A 16,540-nucleotide genomic window follows, 5' to 3' on the forward strand; every position below is an offset into this window, starting at 1 on the left:
CTACGCCACGGCGGGCAGTTCCGTCCCGTCCGCCTCCCCCCGGCGCACCCCCAGATCCGTGAGGATCGCCGAGGCGGCGCGCCTGCCCGACCGGAGCGCTCCCTGGACCGTGCTGGTGTCGCGGTGGTCGCCGCACACGTACAGCCCGGCGAGCAGCCGGACCGGCCGGCGCGGATCGTGCGGCGGGGACATGGCGGGGACCGCCTCCGGATCGTGATGGGCGGCCAGCAGCTCCCAGTCGTCGGTGGGCGTGCCGTACAGCGCGGCGAGGTGTGCGCGCACCTCGCCGTCGAGGTCCGGCGGCGGGGGGCCGGGCACCGTGGACGTGATCAGGGTCCGGCCGCTCGGCGCGCGCGAGGGGTCGACCTCGCTCATCACGGCGGTGTGGGAGACCGGACCCGAGCGGTCCGCGTCCAGCAGCAGCCGGCGGCCCGTCGTCGGTTCCGGTCCCTGCCCGCTCGTGTGGTGCACCACGGTCACCGGGTGGAACGCGGGTACCCGCAGGCCCGGCAGCAGCTCGGCGGCGGCTCCCGCACCGGTGGCCAGCAGGAGCGACCGGCAGCCGAGCTCCCCGTGCTCCTTGGTGCGTACGGAGGTGGTGCCGGCGGCCGTCACGTGCACCCCCGTGCGCACGGTCCCGGGCGGCAGGGCCGCCGCCAGCAGCCCGGGCAGCGTCGCGGAACCGCCCGAGGGCACACAGAGCCGGCCGCGGGCGTAGTCCCGGAGGGTGAGGTCGGCGACGCGGCTCGACGTGGTGAGCCCGGGGTCACCGAGCAGCGCCGAGAGCAGGGGGCGCAGGAATCCGTCCACGACACGGGGAGGGAGGCCGCGCGCCGGCAGCGTCTCGTGTGCGGCCCTGTCGGGCCGGGCCAGGATCCGGGATTCCGGAGTGGTGGCGAGACGGGCCAGCCAGGCACCGAGCCTGGCCTGTTCGATCGCCCCGCCCAAGGGCGCGCGAGGGGCGCTCGGCCGGGAGCGAACGGCCCGGAGCGCACCTCGCGCGCTCCGTACGTCCCCGGCGCGGTACTGCCGCCCCTCGCTGTGGACGAGCACCCCGGGGGCGAAGTCCCGCAGCACCAGTTCGCCGAGTCCGGCGGTGGTACTCAGCTCCGGATACGCGGAACTGAGCAGCGGGCCCAGATGGTCGAGCCGGAAACCGTCCACGTCGTGGGTGGCCATCCGGCCGCCCACGTGTGCGGCGGCTTCCAGAACGCTGACGTCCACTCCGGCGCTGACCAGCTGGTGGGCCGCCGACAGGCCGGCGATCCCGGCCCCGATGATGACCACATCCGCGTGGTCTGCTGTGTGTGCCCTGAGCACGTGCCCCTCCCCGGGTCGGTGCGACTGGTGGGGGGCTATTGCCCCCATCAGGCCCCCGGAATGCCCGAGTTCGGGCCGAGGTTGGGCGTATGGCCGAGAGAGGCGCAGCCGCGCGCGCCCCGGGCACCGGTGCCCGGGGCGCGCGCGGCTGCCCGGCCGGGGGCCCGGGCCAGGCCAGGCCCCGGTCAGCGCAGTGCGGCGCGGATGGCGTCATCGATCCCCGGGAAGGCGAACACGAAGCCCGAGTCGAGAAGTTGGCCGGGCAGCACCCGCTGGCTGGCCAGGACGTCCCCGGCGAAGTCCCCGAGCGCGGCCTTCAGCGCGGGCGCCGGGGCGGTGAACAGCGTGGGGCGTCGCAGCACCCGCCCCATGGCGGCGGTCACCTGCCCGTTGGTGACGGGGGAGGGTCCCGTCAGGTTCACCGGTCCGGACAGCGTCTCCGTGTCCAGGATGTGCCGCAGCGCCGCGATGTGGTCGTGCAGCGCGATGAAGCTCCAGTACTGCCTGCCGTTCCCCAGCCGCCCGCCGAGCCCCGCCTTGAAGAGCGGGAAGAGCCGCCCCCAGGCTCCGCCCCGCCGGGAGACGACCAGACCGGTCCGGGCGTGGACCGTGCGCACGCCCGCCTCTTCGGCGGGAGCCGTGGCCTCCTCCCACTCCACGCACACGGACGGCAGGAAGCCCTCGCCGGGCGGTGCGTCCTCGTCGACGGCCCGGTCGCCCGTGTCACCGTAGAAACCGATGGCGGAGCCGGACAACAGCACCTTCGGCGGGGTGTCCAGGGAGGCCACCGCCTCGGCGACGGCCGCCGTGCCGAGCACCCGGCTGTCACGGATCTCCCGCTTGTACGCCTCGGTCCACCTGTGGTCCCCGACCCCGGCGCCGGCGAGGTGTACGACCGCGTCGCAGCCGGCCAGGCCCGCCACATCGACGTACTGGCGCTTCGGGTCCCACTCGACCTCGTCGGCGGTCGAGGCCGGCCGGCGCACCAGGCGCACCACCTCGTGCCCGTCGGCACGCAGCGAGCGCACGAGCGCCGCCCCGATGAGTCCGGTCGATCCTGTGACGGCGATACGGGAATGCGGCATGACGGCCATCCTGCCCCATGTGCCCTCCGTCACGCGGAAGCGGAGGAGAGGAGCCACGGCGTGTGGCACAGTGACGCGCATGTCCGCACCGCAGCTACGGTCCCTCCTCCCTGTCCGTCCCGCCGTCCCCGAGGACGAGACCGCGCTCGGGGAGCTGGACCGGGCCACCTGGTCGACCCTCCACGCCGTGCAGCCGAGGCCGCAGCCGCCCTACGAGCCCTTCTTCGACGACCGGCACCCGCCCGGCGAGTTCCTGGTCGCGGAGGCCGTCACGGACACGGGCCGGGTGCGCGCGGCCGGCTACCTCCGGCTGGGACGCCCGACCCCGCTCGCCTGCAACGCCCACGTCCGTCAGATACAGGGCCTCGCCGTCGCGGACTGGGCGCGGCGCCACGGCGTCGCGCGGGCACTGCTGCACGCCTCGTACGCCGAGGCGCGGCGCCAGGGCGCCGGACGGATCACCCTGCGCGTGCTGGGTCACAACAGCGCCGCGCGGTCGCTCTACGCGGCGGAGGGCTTCGTCGTCGAGGGCGTCCTGCCCGGCGAGTTCCTCCTGGGCGGACGGTACGTCGACGACGTCCTGATGGGCCGTTCACTGACGGCCTGAACCCCGGGCCGGGCGTCGTCGCCCGCCGCTCAGACCGGGCCGAAGCGTTCCCGGAGGGCGGGGTAACGCTGCGCCAGTTCCCTGTCGTCGAAGCCGAACGGCGTGCCCGCCGGCTCCGCCGGCTGCGGCGGCAGCCCCAGGTCGGGAGTGACCGCCCCGGTGAGCTGTTCGTAGGCCTCGTCGGCGGCGTAGCCGAGGTCCTCGCCGTCCCCGTCGAGCTCCTCGTCGAAGTCCTCCAGCAACTCGGCGAGGCTGTCCGGATCGTGCACCGCGCCCTCGAAGACCTCCCGGCCCTGTGCGATCAGCCAGCAGCGGAAGTAGTCGAACGCGTCGTCGTCCGCCCCGCCCAGCAGCACGGCCGCCGCACCCCACAGGTCCCAGCGGTACGCACGGTTGTAGCGGGCCTCGAAGTGCCTGGCGAAATCCAGCACGGAGTCGGGATCGAGTCGCACCAGCCGTTCGACCAGCAGATCGGCGTGGTCCTCGGGATCGCCCTCGGCGGCCTCGCGGGTGCTGTCGATGATCTCCCAGAACTCCGTCTCGTCCATCACGGGTCCAGCATCGGCTCCGAGGGCGGGCGACGCACGCCCAGACACCGAAATGAAGCTTTCGGCATCATTTACGAGCCACTTCGGCGATAGAGCTCGCGCAGTCGTTCGGCGGTATCGGAGAAACGTTCGCGCAGGGCTGCGGGAGCCAGGACCTCCACCTCGGCCCCGAGAGCCAGCAGCTGGCCGTACGCCACCTCCTCGGACTCCACCGGCAGGACGACCGTGCGCCGGCCGTCCGGGCCGGGCCCGCCGGCCCCGGCCAGCGCCTCCTCGACGGCAGCCCGGTCCACGAGGTGCACAAGACGCCGCACGCCCTCCTGCGACAGCCGTACGGTCACCTCGGTACGCAGGATCGACCGGGCGAACTGCGCGGCCCGCTCCTCCCAGAACCGGGGCAGGTCGAAGTCCTCGTCCCGGACGAAGCGGGTCTCCGACACGGTGACGGCGGTGAACCGGTCGATCCGGTACACCCGGAAGTCGTCCCCGGCCCGGGCGCAGAGGTACCAGACGCCGGCCTTCAGCACGAGCCCGTGCGGGGCCAGCTCCCGCTCCACCTCGCCCGAGGGCCGGCGGCGGTAGGTGGCCCGGACCAGCCGGTCGTCCCAGACCGCTTCCGCGACGGCGGGCAGCAGCCCGGGGGTGGCCGGATCGTGGTACCAGCCGGGGGCGTCCAGATGGAAGCGCTGAGCGGCGGTGCGCGAGGCGTCCCGGAGCGAGGGGAGCAGGGCGGCCGACACCTTCAGCCGGGCGGCCGAGGCGGCGTCGTGGAGTCCCATCTCGCGCAGGGCGGAGGGCAGTCCGGACAGGAAGAGGGCCTCGGCCTCATGACGGGCCAGCCCGGTGAGCCGTGTCCGGTAGCCGCCCACGAGCCGGTAACCGCCCGCCCGGCCACGCTCGGCGTACACCGGCACACCCGCCTCGGACAGTGCCTGGGCGTCCCGGGTCACGGTGCGCTCCGACACCTCCAGTTCCCCGGCCAGTTCGGCGGCGGTCATCGAGGGCCGGGACTGCAGGAGCAGCACCATCTTGATCAGCCGGGCAGCACGCATGGACCCATTGTGGGGCGTGCCCGGCGAGCACGGCGGGGGCGGGCACCGGACGACCGGTACCCGCCCCCGCGCGGACTCACATCCCGTACTTCTCCCGGGCCTCCTTGACCTTGGAGGCCGGGATCTCGCCGCTGCGGGCCAGCTGAGCCAGCGCGGCGACCGCGACGGACCGGGCGTCGACGCCGAAGTGGCGGCGGGCGCCCTCGCGGGTGTCCGAGATGCCGAAGCCGTCCGTGCCCAGCGAGGACCAGTCCTGCTCGACCCACTGGCTGATCTGGTCCGGGACGGCGCGCATCCAGTCGCTGACCGCGAGTACCGGGCCCGGCGCGCCGGAGAGCGCCTGGGTCACGTAGGGCACGCGCTCCTCGCCGCGGAGCAGCGCTTCGTCGCACTCCAGGGCGTCGCGGCGCAGCTCGCCCCACGAGGTGGCGGACCAGACGTCGGCCGTGACACCCCAGTCGGCGGCCAGCAGCTCCTGGGCCTCCAGGGCCCAGTGGATCGCCGTGCCGGAACCGATCAGCTGGAGGCGTGGCGCGTCCGCCGCGGCGGACGCGCCCTCCTTGAAGCGGTACAGGCCCTTGACGATGCCCTCCTCGACGCCCTCGGGCATCGCGGGCTGCTGCTTCGGCTCGTTGTAGACCGTCAGGTAGTAGAAGACGTTCTCCGCGTCGGGGCCGTACATCCGGCGCAGACCGTCCTTGACGATCACCGCGATCTCGTACGCGAACGCCGGGTCGTAGTTGAGCGACGCGGGGTTCGTGGAAGCGATCAGGTGCGAGTGGCCGTCCGCGTGCTGGAGGCCCTCGCCGGTGAGCGTCGTACGGCCCGCCGTGGCGCCGACGATGAAGCCCTTGCCGAGCTGGTCGGCGAGCTGCCACATCTGGTCGCCGGTCCGCTGCCAGCCGAACATCGAGTAGAAGATGTAGAACGGGATCATCGTCTCGCCGTGCGTCGCGTACGACGAAGCGGCGGCGATGAAGTCGGCCATGGCACCGGCCTCGGTGATCCCCTCGTTGAGGATCTGGCCGTCCTTGGCCTCCTTGTAGTACATGAGCTGGTCGCGGTCGACCGGCTCGTACGTCTGACCGAGCGGGGAGTAGATGCCGGCCGAGGGGAACAGCGACTCCATACCGAAGGTACGGGCCTCGTCCGGGACGATCGGGACCCAGCGCCTGCCGGTCTCCTTGTCCCGCATCAGGTCCTTCACCAGGCGGACGAACGCCATGGTGGTGGCCATCTCCTGCTTGCCCGACCCCTTGTACAGGGCCTTGAAGGCGCGCTCCTCCGGTTGGGGCAGCGCCACGGAGTGCACCCGGCGGGCGGGGGCCGGGCCGCCGAGGGCGGCACGGCGCTCCTGGAGGTAGCGGACCTCGGGGGAGTCGGCGCCCGGGTGGCCGTAGGGGACCAGCCCGTCCTCGAAGGCGCTGTCCGGGATCGGGAGGCCGAGCAGCTCGCGCATGCCCTTGAACTCGTCGATCGACAGCTTCTTCATCTGGTGGTTGGCGTTCTTGGACTCGAAGCCCTTGCCGAGCGTGTAGCCCTTGACCGTCTGGGCCAGGATCACGGTCGGCGCGCCCTTGTGCTCGAGCGCCGCGCGGTAGGCCGCGTACACCTTGCGGGCCTCGTGGCCGCCGCGGGAGCTGTAGAAACACTCGGCGATCTTCGCGTCGCTCAGCAGTTTCGCCAGCTCGGCGAGGGCGGGCTCGGCGCCGAAGAAGTGCTCGCGGATATAGGCCACGTCACGCGTCGCGTACGTCTGGAACTGCGCGTCCGGGACCTCACGGAGCCGGCGGATCAGCGCGCCGGTCGTGTCCAGCTGGAACAGCTCGTCCCAGGCGTTGCCCCAGAGCGTCTTGATGACGTTCCAGCCGGCCCCGCGGAACGCGCCCTCGAGCTCCTGGACCACGCGGAAGTTGGCGCGGACCGGGCCGTCGAGGCGCTGCAGGTTGCAGTTGATGACGAAGGTCAGGTTGTCGAGCTGCTCACGCGCCGCGAGGGCGAGGGCGGCGGTCGACTCGGGCTCGTCCATCTCGCCGTCGCCCAGGAAGGCCCAGACGTGCGAGTTCGACGTGTCCTTGATCTTGCGGTTGGTCAGGTAGCGGTTGAAGCGCGCCTGGTAGATCGCCGACAGCGGACCGAGGCCCATCGACACCGTGGGGAACTCCCACAGCCAGGGCAGCCGCCGCGGGTGAGGGTAGGACGGCAGGCCGTCGCCCCCGGACTCCTGACGGAAGTTGTCGAGCTGCTGCTCGCCCAGGCGGCCGTCGAGGAAGGCGCGGGCGTAGATGCCGGGCGAGGCGTGGCCCTGGATGTAGAGCTGGTCGCCGGAGCCGTCGCCTTCCTTGCCGCGGAAGAAGTGGTTGAAGCCGGTCTCGTACAGCCAGGCCGCCGAGGCGAACGTGGCGATGTGACCGCCGACGCCGTACCGGGCGCCACGGGTGACCATCGCGGCCGCGTTCCAGCGGTTCCACGCGGTGATCTTCGATTCCATCTCCAGGTCGCCGTCGAACGCGGGCTCGGCGGAGGTGGGGATGGTGTTGACGTAATCGCTCTCCAGCAGTTTGGGCAGCGCGATGCCGGCGCCCTCCGCGTGCTGGAGCGAACGCCGCATCAGGTACGCGGCGCGGTGCGGGCCCGCGGCCTTGGTGACGGCGTCCAGGGAGGCCGCCCACTCGGCGGTCTCCTCGGGGTCGCGGTCCGGGAGCTGGTCGAGCTCGCTCGGAAGCTTTGCTACGGGGTCGGTCATGATCGCCGCCTTCCGGAGTGGAGGGGGGTGGAGAAGGCCCTGACTGGCAGGACAGGGCGATCGGGCCGGTGGGCCCGCGAATGAACTGTAAGTCGCCGATCGATGATCGATCAAAGGGTGAAGGGCAAAACTTCTCGATATGAAGAAAAGTGGCATGCGGTGCCTCGGAAGGGGGCACGGAGTGACGGGACCAAGGGTGCGAAACGGGCGCTGACCTGCACGGTCGAGCGGGCCGCGTCCCAGATGGGCGTGCTCGCGCCGAGTCGGGCCTCAGGCGCGCGGCGCGCACCCGAGTACGTGTTCCTTCACCAGCACGGCGATCTGGGGGTCCTGCCGCAGGAACGCCGCGATGAGCGCCTCGTGCTCCTCCGCGTACGACTTCTGCACGGTGCCCAGCCAGCGGATCGACAGGGCCGTGAACACCTCGATGCCCAGCCCCTCCCAGGTGTGCAGCAGGACGGCGTTTCCGGCGGCCCGCACCATCTCGCGGTGGAAGGCCACCGTGTGCCGCACCTGTGCCTCGCCGTCGGCCAGCCGGTCCGCCTCGTACAGTGCCGCCACGTGCGGGGTGAGAGCCGAGCAGTCCTCGCCGAGCGCCGGGGCCGCCAGCTCCGCCGCGATCTGCTCGAGCCCGGCCCGTACGGGGTAGCTCTCCTCCAGGTCGGCCGCGGTGAGGTTGCGTACCCGGACGCCCTTGTTGGGGGCCGACTCGATCAGCCGCAGTGTCTCCAGCTCCCGCAGCGCCTCACGTACGGGCGTCTGGCTGACCTCGAGCTCGGTGGCGATCCGGCGCTCCACGATCCGTTCACCCGGCTTCCAGCGCCCGCTGACTATCCCTTCCACGATGTGCTCGCGGATCTGTTCGCGCAGCGAGTGGACGACGGGCGGGGTCATGAGTGGCTCCTTCGGGGCGAACCGGTACTGCCTGCGCCGACACGGCGGCCGGAGATGACCGGTGGTGCCTAGACAATACGGCGGCGCCCCCGCCCGGAAGTGTTCCGGACGGGGGCGCCGCTGGTGAGGCTGGTTACAACTGCGGGACTCAGAGGCCGAGCTCGACCTCGAACTCGCCCGCCTCGAGGATCGCCTTGACCGTCGTCAGGTAACGGGCGGCGTCGGCGCCGTCCACCAGACGGTGGTCGTAGGAGAGCGAGAGGTAGGTCATGTCACGGACGCCGATGACGGTGCCCTCCGCGGTCTCGATGACCGCCGGACGCTTGACGGTGGCGCCGATGCCCAGGATGGCTGCCTGGTTCGGCGGCACGATGACCGTGTCGAACAGCGCACCGCGCGAACCGGTGTTGCTGACGGTGAAGGTCGCGCCGGACATGTCGTCCGGGGTGAGGCCGCCACCGCGGGCCTTGCCGGCCAGCTCGGCGGTCTTCTTCGCGATACCGGCGATGTTCAGGTCGCCCGCACCCTTGATGACCGGGGTCATCAGACCCTTCTCGGCGTCCACGGCGATGCCGATGTTCTCCGAGTCGAAGTACGTGATGGTGCCCTCGTCCCCGTTGATCCGGGCGTTGACGACCGGGTGGGCCTTCAGCGCCTGGGCCGCCGCCTTCACGAAGAACGGCATCGGGGACAGCTTGACGCCCTCACGGGCGGCGAAGGACTCCTTCGCCTGGTTGCGCAGCTTCATCAGCTTGGTGATGTCGACCTCGATGACCGTGGTCAGCTGGGCCTGCGAGTGCAGGGCCTTCATCATGTTGTCGCCGATGACCTTGCGCATACGGGTCATCTTGACCGTCTGACCGCGCAGCGGGGACGCCTCGACCTTCGGCGCGGCCTTGGCCGCCGGAGCGGCGGCCGGTGCCGGAGCGGCGGCGGCCTTGGCGGCCTCCGCCGCGGCGACGACGTCCTGTTTGCGGATACGGCCGCCGACGCCGGTGCCCTTCACGGCGCCCAGGTCGACACCGTTCTCGGCGGCGAGCTTACGGACCAGCGGCGTGACGTACGCACCGTCGTCGCCGGCGGACGCGGCCGGAGCAGCGGCGGACGCGGCCGGAGCCGGAGCGGACGCGGCCGGAGCGGCGGGAGCCGGGGCCGGAGCGGCCGGTGCCGGGGCCGGAGCGGCGGGAGCCGGGGCCTGGGTCTCGGCGGGGGCCGGGGCGGGCTCCGCCGGGGCGGCCGGGGCCTGGGTCTCGGCGGGGGCCGGAGCGGCCGGTGCCGGGGCCTGGGTCTCGGCGGGGGCCGGGGCGGGCTCCGCCGGAGCGGGCTCTGCCGGAGCGGGCTCCGCCGGGGCGGAACCCGGAGCACCGATGACGGCGAGCTTGGCGCCCACCTCGGCGGTCTCGTCCTCGGCGACGACGATCTCCAGGAGAACGCCGGCGACCGGCGCGGGGATCTCGGTGTCGACCTTGTCCGTGGAGACCTCGAGCAGCGGCTCGTCCTCCGCGACCTCCTCGCCGACCTCCTTCAGCCAGCGGGTGACGGTGCCCTCGGTGACGCTCTCGCCGAGCGCGGGGAGGGTGACGTCGGTGCCGGAGGCGCCACCGGCCGGAGCCGCTGCGGGGGCCTCGGCGGCGGGGGCCTCGGCGGCGGGTGCCTCGGCGGCGGGGGCCGGTGCCTCTTCGGCCGGGGCCGGGGCGGCCTCCGGCTCGGCGGCCGGGGCTTCGGCGGCGGCGGGCGCGCCCGAACCGTCGTCGATGGTCGCCAGCTCGGCGCCGACCTCGACGGTCTCGTCCTCGGCGACCTTGATGGACGCGAGCACACCGGAGGCGGGCGCGGGGATCTCGGTGTCGACCTTGTCGGTCGAGACCTCGAGCAGCGGCTCGTCAGCCTCGACGCGCTCGCCCTCGGCCTTCAGCCAACGGGTGACAGTGCCCTCGGTGACGCTCTCGCCGAGCGCCGGAAGGGTTACGGAAACCGACATGGTTTCAGTTGCTCCTTACAAAAGTGCGGAAGTGGTCGGTCGTCCCCGGGACTGGATCAGTCATGGGAGTGGAGAGGCTTGCCGGCCAGGGCCAGGTGAGCCTCGCCCATCGCCTCGTTCTGCGTCGGGTGGGCGTGGATGAGCTGCGCGACCTCGGCCGGCAGCGCCTCCCAGTTGTAGATCAGCTGCGCTTCGCCGACCTGCTCGCCCATACGGTCACCGACCATGTGGACGCCGACCACGGCACCGTCCTTGACCTGGACGAGCTTGATCTCGCCCGCGGTCTTCAGGATCTTGCTCTTGCCGTTGCCCGCGAGGTTGTACTTGAGGGCGACGACCTTGTCCGCGCCGTAGATCTCCTTGGCCTTGGCCTCGGTGATGCCGACGGAGGCGACCTCGGGGTGGCAGTACGTCACCTTCGGCACGCCGTCGTAGTCGACCGGCACGGTCTTGAGGCCGGCGAGCCGCTCAGCCACCAGGATGCCCTCGGCGAAGCCGACGTGCGCGAGCTGAAGGGTCGGGACCAGGTCACCGACGGCCGAGATCGTCGGCACGTTGGTCTGCATGTACTCGTCGACGAGGACGTAGCCGCGGTCCATCGCGACCCCCGCCTCCTCGTAACCCAGCCCCTGCGAGACCGGGCCGCGGCCGATCGCGACCAGCAGCACCTCCGCCTCGAAGGTCTTGCCGTCGGCGAGGGTCACCCGCACGCCGTCCTGCGTGTACTCGGCCTTGTCGAAGAAGGTGCCGAGGTTGAACTTGATGCCGCGCTTGCGGAAAGCGCGCTCAAGAAGCTTGGAGCTGTTCTCGTCCTCGACCGGGACCAGGTGCTTCAGACCCTCGACGATCGTGACCTCGGTCCCGAAGGACTTCCAGGCCGAGGCGAACTCGACGCCGATGACGCCGCCGCCCAGGACGATCGCGGACTTCGGCACGCGGTCCAGCTTCAGCGCGTGGTCCGAGGAGATGATGCGGTTGCCGTCGATCTCCAGGCCGGGCAGCGACTTCGGCACGGAACCGGTCGCCAGCAGCACGTGGCGGCCCTGGACGCGCTGGCCGTTGACGTCCACCGAGGTGGCCGACGAAAGGCGGCCCTCACCCTCGATGTAGTGCACCTTGCGCGAGGCGATGAGACCCTGCAGACCCTTGTACAGGCCCGAGATCACGTCGTCCTTGTACTTGTGGACGGCCTCCATGTCGATGCCCTCGAAGGTGGCCTTCACGCCGAACTGCTCGGCCTCGCGGGCCTGGTCGGCGATCTCGCCGGCGTGCAGCAGCGCCTTCGTGGGGATGCAGCCGTTGTGCAGGCAGGTGCCGCCGACCTTGCCCTTCTCGATCAGTGCGACGTCCAGGCCCAGCTGAGCTCCGCGCAGGGCCGCGGCGTAACCGCCACTGCCACCGCCGAGGATCACTAGGTCGAAAACGGTGCTGGCGTCGTTCGCCACGTCACGTCCTCCATGCATGTGCGCCGTATGCCGGGCCCCGTCGCTGGGGTGTGACCGGCCGGTCGGCTGGTGTGCGGCCGCTTGCGTTATTCGGCCCTGTGGTGGGGGCCCTGTCCTGCCGAGAACCCATCTTCGCACTTGTTGCGGGCGGACGGGACGCGGGCCCCTGCTCCGGGCCGGACGAAGATCCGGCCGTACCGGTTACCGATACGTACAAATGTCCGAGAAATGCCGGTCGGAGCCGTCGGGTGAACACCGACGGCCCCGGACGTATGCCCGGGGCCGTCGGTGGCGCAGGCGGACCTCACGCGCGGGGTCCGCGCGCGGACCCCGGCTCCGGCACTCAGCCGAGGTCGCCGGCCGCGGTGCGCTCCGCCAGCCGCACCAGGGTGCGGACCGCGGAGCCGGTGCCGCCCTTGGGCGTGTAGCCGTACGGCGCGCCCTCGTGGAAGGCCGGGCCCGCGATGTCCAGGTGCGCCCAGGCGATGCCCTCGCCCACGAACTCCTGCAGGAACAGACCGGCCACCAGACCGCCGCCCATCCGCTCGCCCATGTTGGCGATGTCGGCGGTCGGGGAGTCCATGCCCTTGCGCAGTTCGGCGGGGAGCGGCATCGGCCAGGAGGCCTCACCGGCCTCCTCGGCGATCTCGTGGATCGACGTACGGAACGCGTCGTCGTTGGCCATCACGCCGAAGGTGCGGTTGCCGAGGGCCAGGACCATCGCACCCGTCAGGGTCGCCACGTCGACGATCGCGTCCGGCTTCTCCTCCGAGGCGCGGGTCAGCGCGTCGGCGAGGACCAGCCTGCCCTCGGCGTCGGTGTTGAGGACCTCGACGGTCTTGCCGCTGTACATGCGCAGCACGTCGCCGGGGCGGGTGGCGTCGCCGGACGGCATGTTCTCGGCGAGGGCCAGCCAGCCGGTGACGTTGACCCGCAGGCCGAGGCGGGCGGCCGAGACGACGGCGGCGAACACGGCGGCGGCACCGGCCATGTCGCACTTCATCGTCTCGTTGTGCCCGGCCGGCTTGAGCGAGATGCCGCCCGAGTCGTAGGTGATGCCCTTGCCGACCAGGGCGAGTGTCTTCTCCGCCTTCGGGTGGGTGTAGGCCAGCTTGACCAGGCGCGGACCGTGCGTGGAGCCCTGGCCGACACCGAGCAGACCGCCGTAGCCGCCCTTGACGAGCGCCTTCTCGTCCAGGACCTGCACCTTGATGCCGTGCTCCTTGCCGGCGGCCGTGGCCACGGCCGCGAAGGACTCGGGGTACAGGTCGTTCGGCGGGGTGTTGACCAGGTCGCGGGCCCGGTTGATCTCCTCGGCCACCGCGACGGCGCGCTCGGCGGCCGCCTTGAAGGCCTTGTCACGCGGCTTGGTGCCCAGCAGGGCGACCTCGCCGAGGGGGAGCTTCGCCTCGGCCTTGCCGGACTCGGAGCCCTTGGGGGCGAGCTTGTTCTCGCCGCGCTGGTAGGCGGTGAACGCGTACGCGCCCAGCAGGGCGCCCTCCGCGACGGCCCCGGCGTCCTCGGCGGACTCCGTCGGCAGCGCGAAGCCGGCCTTCTTCGAACCCTTCAGCGCACGCGCGGCGCTGCCCGCGGCCCGGCGCAGCGCCTCCGTGTCGTACGCGCCGTCCTTCGCGGGGACCGGGCCGAGCCCGACCGCGACGACGACCGGGACCTTGAGGCCGGACGGGGCGGGAAGCTTGGTCACTTCGCCCTCGGCACCCGAGGCACCCAGGGTCTCCAGGACGGTGGCGAGCTTTCCGTCGAACGCCTTGTCCACGGCCTCGGCGCCCGGTGCGAGGACCAGGCGTCCATCCTTGGATCCAGCTCCCTTGGCGAGACCGACGACGAGTGCGTCGGCGCGCAGCGTCGCCGCACCTGAGGTGCTGAGAGTGAGAGCAGTCACGGTGGTGAATTCTCGCTTCCGTTGAGTTGTGTGCCGGTCGAGGGGTGGGCCGACCGTGCCCAGCGCATCGTAGATCCCGCCGGGTGCGCCGGGAACGAGCCTACGCGCGCCCGTGCGTCCGGCTCACGGGGCGGGGCCGTCCGGGGAGGGCGGGCAGCCCCCGGTGCCCCTAGCCCAGGGCCAGGGACAGCGACAGCAGGGCCGTGGTGGCGGCCGTCTCCTCCACCGCGCCGAACACATCACCTGTCACCCCGCCGAAGCGCCGCACGCAGTGACGCAGCATCACCTGGGCGGCGCCGAGACCGGCCAGGGCGGCGAGGGCGTGGTGCAGAGCGGCACCGGGTCCGCCCAGCAACGCGCCGGCCGCCGCGCAGCACGCGACCACCGCACAGGCCACGGCCGCCGCGGCCCGGGGCGGGACGGTGCCCGCCACCGCGGCTCCGAGGCCCTCCGGCCGGGCGGGTGGGACGCCTCGGCGTGAGGCCAGCGTGAGGGCGAGCCGGGCCGTCACGGCGGCGGCGACGGTGCCGAGCGCGCCGTCCGCCCAGCCGCGGCCGTACAGCTCGACGAGAGCGGCGACCTGAGCCAGCAGCACGAACAACAGGGTGACCACACCGAACGGGCCGATGTCCGACTGCTTCATGATCCGCAGCGCGTCCTCGGCCGGCTTGGCGCTGCCGAGCCCGTCGGCGGTGTCCGCGAGCCCGTCCAGGTGCAGCCCACGGGTCAGCGCGGCGGGGAGCGCGGTGGAGACGACCGCCGCGACGAGGGGGCCCGATCCGCCGAACAGGAACAGCACGCCGGGGACGGCGGCGATCAGCCCCACGGCGAGCCCGGCGAGCGGGGCGCACAGCATGCCGGCGCGGGCGGCCCCGCGGTCCCAGCGGGAGACGCGGACGGGGAGCGCGGTCAGGGTGCCGAAGGCGAATCGCGGGCCGTGGCTGTTCAGGGAGGTCACCGCGCGCAGGCTAGCCGGTGCGGCGGCCCGCCGGATCGGGCAAAGTGACCGGAACCGTACAGGCGGGTCTCCGGGTGGAGGTGGCATGGGTCACTGGTTCCAGCAGAACATCGTCGAACCGGGCAAACTCCCGCTGCTGCTCGCCCTGAGCGCCTTCGTGCTGACCTTCGCCGTCACCCGGACGATCACCCGGATGATCAGGGCGGGGAAGGGCCCCTTCCGCAACATCACACCCGGCGGTGTGCACGTCCATCACGTGGTTCCCGGCGTCGTGCTGTCGGTGGCCGGCGGCTTCGGCGCGGTGGCGAGCGGTCATCACGGTGCCGCCGCGGGGGTCTTCGCCGTGGTCTTCGGGGCGGGGGCGGGCCTGGTGCTCGACGAGTTCGCGCTGATCCTGCACCTGGACGACGTGTACTGGACCGAGGAGGGCCGCCGGAGCGTGGAGGTGGTCGTCCTCACCGCCTCACTGGTCCTGCTCGTGCTCGCCGGCTTCTCACCGCTCGGCGTGGACGAACTGAGCGGCGAGGAACAGCAGGACAGGCTCGGCGTCGTCCTGACCTACGCCTTCAACTTCGGGCTGGTGCTGATCGCCCTGGGCAAGGGCAAGGCCCGGATGGCGGTGGTCGGCACGCTCGTCCCGTTCATCGCGCTGATCGGCGCCCTCCGGCTGGCCCGGCCCGCGTCCCTGTGGGCGAAGCGCTTCTACCGGCGGCGCCACCGGGCCCGGGCCAGGGCGGTGCTGAGGGCGTACCACCATGATGTCCGCTGGGCGGGTCCGCGGCGCAGGTTCCAGGACCTGATCGGCGGGGCCCCGGACAGGAACCCGCTGCCGGGTCCCCGCCCCGGCGGGGAGGCCTGAGCGGCTCAGGCAGTGGTTCCCGAGGGTTCCGTGTCCTTCGAAGGTTCCTGTGCCTCCTCCACGGCGGGTTCGGGCGCACGCTCGGGCAGCTCCGCCGCCAGCGCCGCCGCGGCCTGGACGAGCGGCAGCGCCAGCAGGGCCCCGCTGCCCCCGCCCACCGTCACCCCGTGGTCCAGCAGCGGGGTCAGGGCCATCCGGTCCAGTGCCTTCGACTGTGCGGGCTCGCCGCTGAGCTGCCCCGCCAGCCACCAGTCCGGTGCCCGGAAGGCCGCCCGCTGGGCCACCAGCGCGCAGGCCGCCGAAACCACCCCGTCCAGTACCACGGGCATCCGGCGCACCGCGCTCTGCAGCAGGAACCCCGTCATGGCCGCCAGGTCCGCGCCGCCCACCGCGGCCAGCAGCTCCAGCTGGTCACCGAGGACCGGCCGGGCCCGCCGCAGCGCGTCCCGGATCGCCGCGCACTTGCGCATCCACGCCAGGTCGTCGATACCCGCACCGCCGCGCCCGGTCACCACCGAGGCGTCCGTGCCGCACAGGGCGGCGATCAGCGTCGAGGCAGCCGTCGTACCGCCGACACTCAGATCACCCAGCACCACCAGATCGGTGCCCGAGTCGGCCTCCTCGTCGGCGATGCGCATCCCGAGCCGCACGGCCTGCTCGGCCTCCTCGGCCGTCAGCGCGTCCTCGACGTCGATGCGGCCGCTGCCACGCCGCACCCGGTGACGTACGACGGTGTCGGGCAGCAGTTCCGGATCGCAGTCCAGACCGGCGTCCACGATCCGCACCGGCACGGAGAAGCGGCGGGCCAGTACGGCCACGGGGCTCGCACCGTCCAGCACGGCCCGGACGAGCTCGTGCGCGGTCCCGGCGGGCCGGCCCGAGACCTCCAGCTCCGCCACCCCGTGGTCACCGGCGAACAGGACGACACGCGGCCGCTCGACCGCCTTGACGGGCACCGACTGCTGGGCGGCCGACAGCCATTCACCCAGCTCGTCGAGCCGGCCGAGGGCCCCGACGGGCACGGTGAGCCGCTCCCGCCGTTCCTCGGCGTCACGCCGTACGCCCCCGTCGGGGCGTTCGATCAGGTCGGAGAAGTCGTCCAGGTTCACGGGGGTCCGCCTCGCGGGTCGTCACAGGGTGGG

General features: G+C 72.6%; 13 protein-coding genes. 2 read left to right on the forward strand and 11 right to left on the reverse strand.

The features are described from left to right. Both ACF1FZ_RS06930 and ACF1FZ_RS06935 read right to left on the reverse strand, forming a co-directional pair. Complete coding sequence (locus ACF1FZ_RS06930; protein WP_391772322.1) at window positions 1-1,320, reverse strand: NAD(P)/FAD-dependent oxidoreductase; 1,320 nt, start codon at window positions 1,318-1,320, stop codon at window positions 1-3. A 185-nt stretch (window positions 1,321-1,505) separates the two neighbouring features. Then, window positions 1,506-2,405: a TIGR01777 family oxidoreductase gene (locus ACF1FZ_RS06935; RefSeq protein ID WP_391772323.1), complete on the reverse strand. Its 900-nt coding sequence runs from the start codon at window positions 2,403-2,405 to the stop codon at window positions 1,506-1,508. Window positions 2,406-2,484: 79 nt separating this feature from the next. Here ACF1FZ_RS06935 and ACF1FZ_RS06940 point away from each other — a divergent pair, with 79 nt between their 5' ends. Continuing rightward, window positions 2,485-3,012 carry a GNAT family N-acetyltransferase gene (locus ACF1FZ_RS06940; protein ID WP_391772324.1) on the forward strand — a complete coding sequence of 176 codons (528 nt, stop codon included), beginning with the start codon at window positions 2,485-2,487 and terminating at the stop codon, window positions 3,010-3,012. 29 nt (window positions 3,013-3,041) lie between these two features. Here ACF1FZ_RS06940 and ACF1FZ_RS06945 read toward each other — a convergent pair whose 3' ends face one another. The 8 genes from ACF1FZ_RS06945 to ACF1FZ_RS06980 form a co-directional block, all read right to left on the reverse strand. Then, the gene (locus tag ACF1FZ_RS06945; RefSeq protein WP_391772606.1) at window positions 3,042-3,560 is read right to left on the reverse strand and encodes a DUF4240 domain-containing protein; all 519 of its coding nucleotides are present in this window, start codon (window positions 3,558-3,560) and stop codon (window positions 3,042-3,044) included. Between the two features lie 71 nt (window positions 3,561-3,631). After that, entirely contained in the window at window positions 3,632-4,612 is a 981-nt protein-coding gene (locus ACF1FZ_RS06950) for a helix-turn-helix transcriptional regulator (RefSeq protein WP_391772325.1), read from the reverse strand. Between the two features lie 76 nt (window positions 4,613-4,688). Then, window positions 4,689-7,358 (reverse strand): pyruvate dehydrogenase (acetyl-transferring), homodimeric type, encoded by a 2,670-nt coding sequence (gene aceE, locus ACF1FZ_RS06955; RefSeq protein ID WP_391772326.1) that lies wholly within the window; start codon window positions 7,356-7,358, stop codon window positions 4,689-4,691. Window positions 7,359-7,628: 270 nt separating this feature from the next. Then, window positions 7,629-8,252 (reverse strand): GntR family transcriptional regulator, encoded by a 624-nt coding sequence (locus tag ACF1FZ_RS06960; RefSeq protein WP_391772327.1) that lies wholly within the window; start codon window positions 8,250-8,252, stop codon window positions 7,629-7,631. Between the two features lie 148 nt (window positions 8,253-8,400). Continuing rightward, window positions 8,401-10,233 carry a 2-oxoglutarate dehydrogenase, E2 component, dihydrolipoamide succinyltransferase gene (gene sucB, locus ACF1FZ_RS06965; protein ID WP_391772328.1) on the reverse strand — a complete coding sequence of 611 codons (1,833 nt, stop codon included), beginning with the start codon at window positions 10,231-10,233 and terminating at the stop codon, window positions 8,401-8,403. 56 nt (window positions 10,234-10,289) lie between these two features. Continuing rightward, on the reverse strand, window positions 10,290-11,678 hold the full coding sequence (gene lpdA, locus ACF1FZ_RS06970) for a dihydrolipoyl dehydrogenase (RefSeq protein WP_033299943.1): 1,389 nt from the start codon (window positions 11,676-11,678) through the stop codon (window positions 10,290-10,292). A gap of 343 nt (window positions 11,679-12,021) precedes the next feature. After that, window positions 12,022-13,581, reverse strand: coding sequence for a leucyl aminopeptidase (locus tag ACF1FZ_RS06975; protein ID WP_391772329.1), 1,560 nt, complete (start codon window positions 13,579-13,581; stop codon window positions 12,022-12,024). Window positions 13,582-13,750: 169 nt separating this feature from the next. Beyond that, a complete protein-coding gene (locus tag ACF1FZ_RS06980; RefSeq protein ID WP_391772330.1) occupies window positions 13,751-14,539 on the reverse strand; it encodes an adenosylcobinamide-GDP ribazoletransferase in 789 nt (262 codons plus the stop codon). 85 nt (window positions 14,540-14,624) lie between these two features. On the opposite strand from ACF1FZ_RS06980, the gene ACF1FZ_RS06985 reads away from it, so the two are divergent. Further along, on the forward strand, window positions 14,625-15,398 hold the full coding sequence (locus ACF1FZ_RS06985) for a hypothetical protein (RefSeq protein ID WP_391772331.1): 774 nt from the start codon (window positions 14,625-14,627) through the stop codon (window positions 15,396-15,398). 5 nt (window positions 15,399-15,403) lie between these two features. Here ACF1FZ_RS06985 and cobT read toward each other — a convergent pair whose 3' ends face one another. Then, the gene (gene cobT / locus ACF1FZ_RS06990; RefSeq protein ID WP_391772332.1) at window positions 15,404-16,507 is read right to left on the reverse strand and encodes a nicotinate-nucleotide--dimethylbenzimidazole phosphoribosyltransferase; all 1,104 of its coding nucleotides are present in this window, start codon (window positions 16,505-16,507) and stop codon (window positions 15,404-15,406) included. Window positions 16,508-16,540 lie beyond the last annotated feature (33 nt).

Origin of the sequence: Streptomyces sp. NPDC014623 (assembly GCF_043088245.1) — a bacterium.
Lineage (GTDB): Bacteria > Actinomycetota > Actinomycetes > Streptomycetales > Streptomycetaceae > Streptomyces.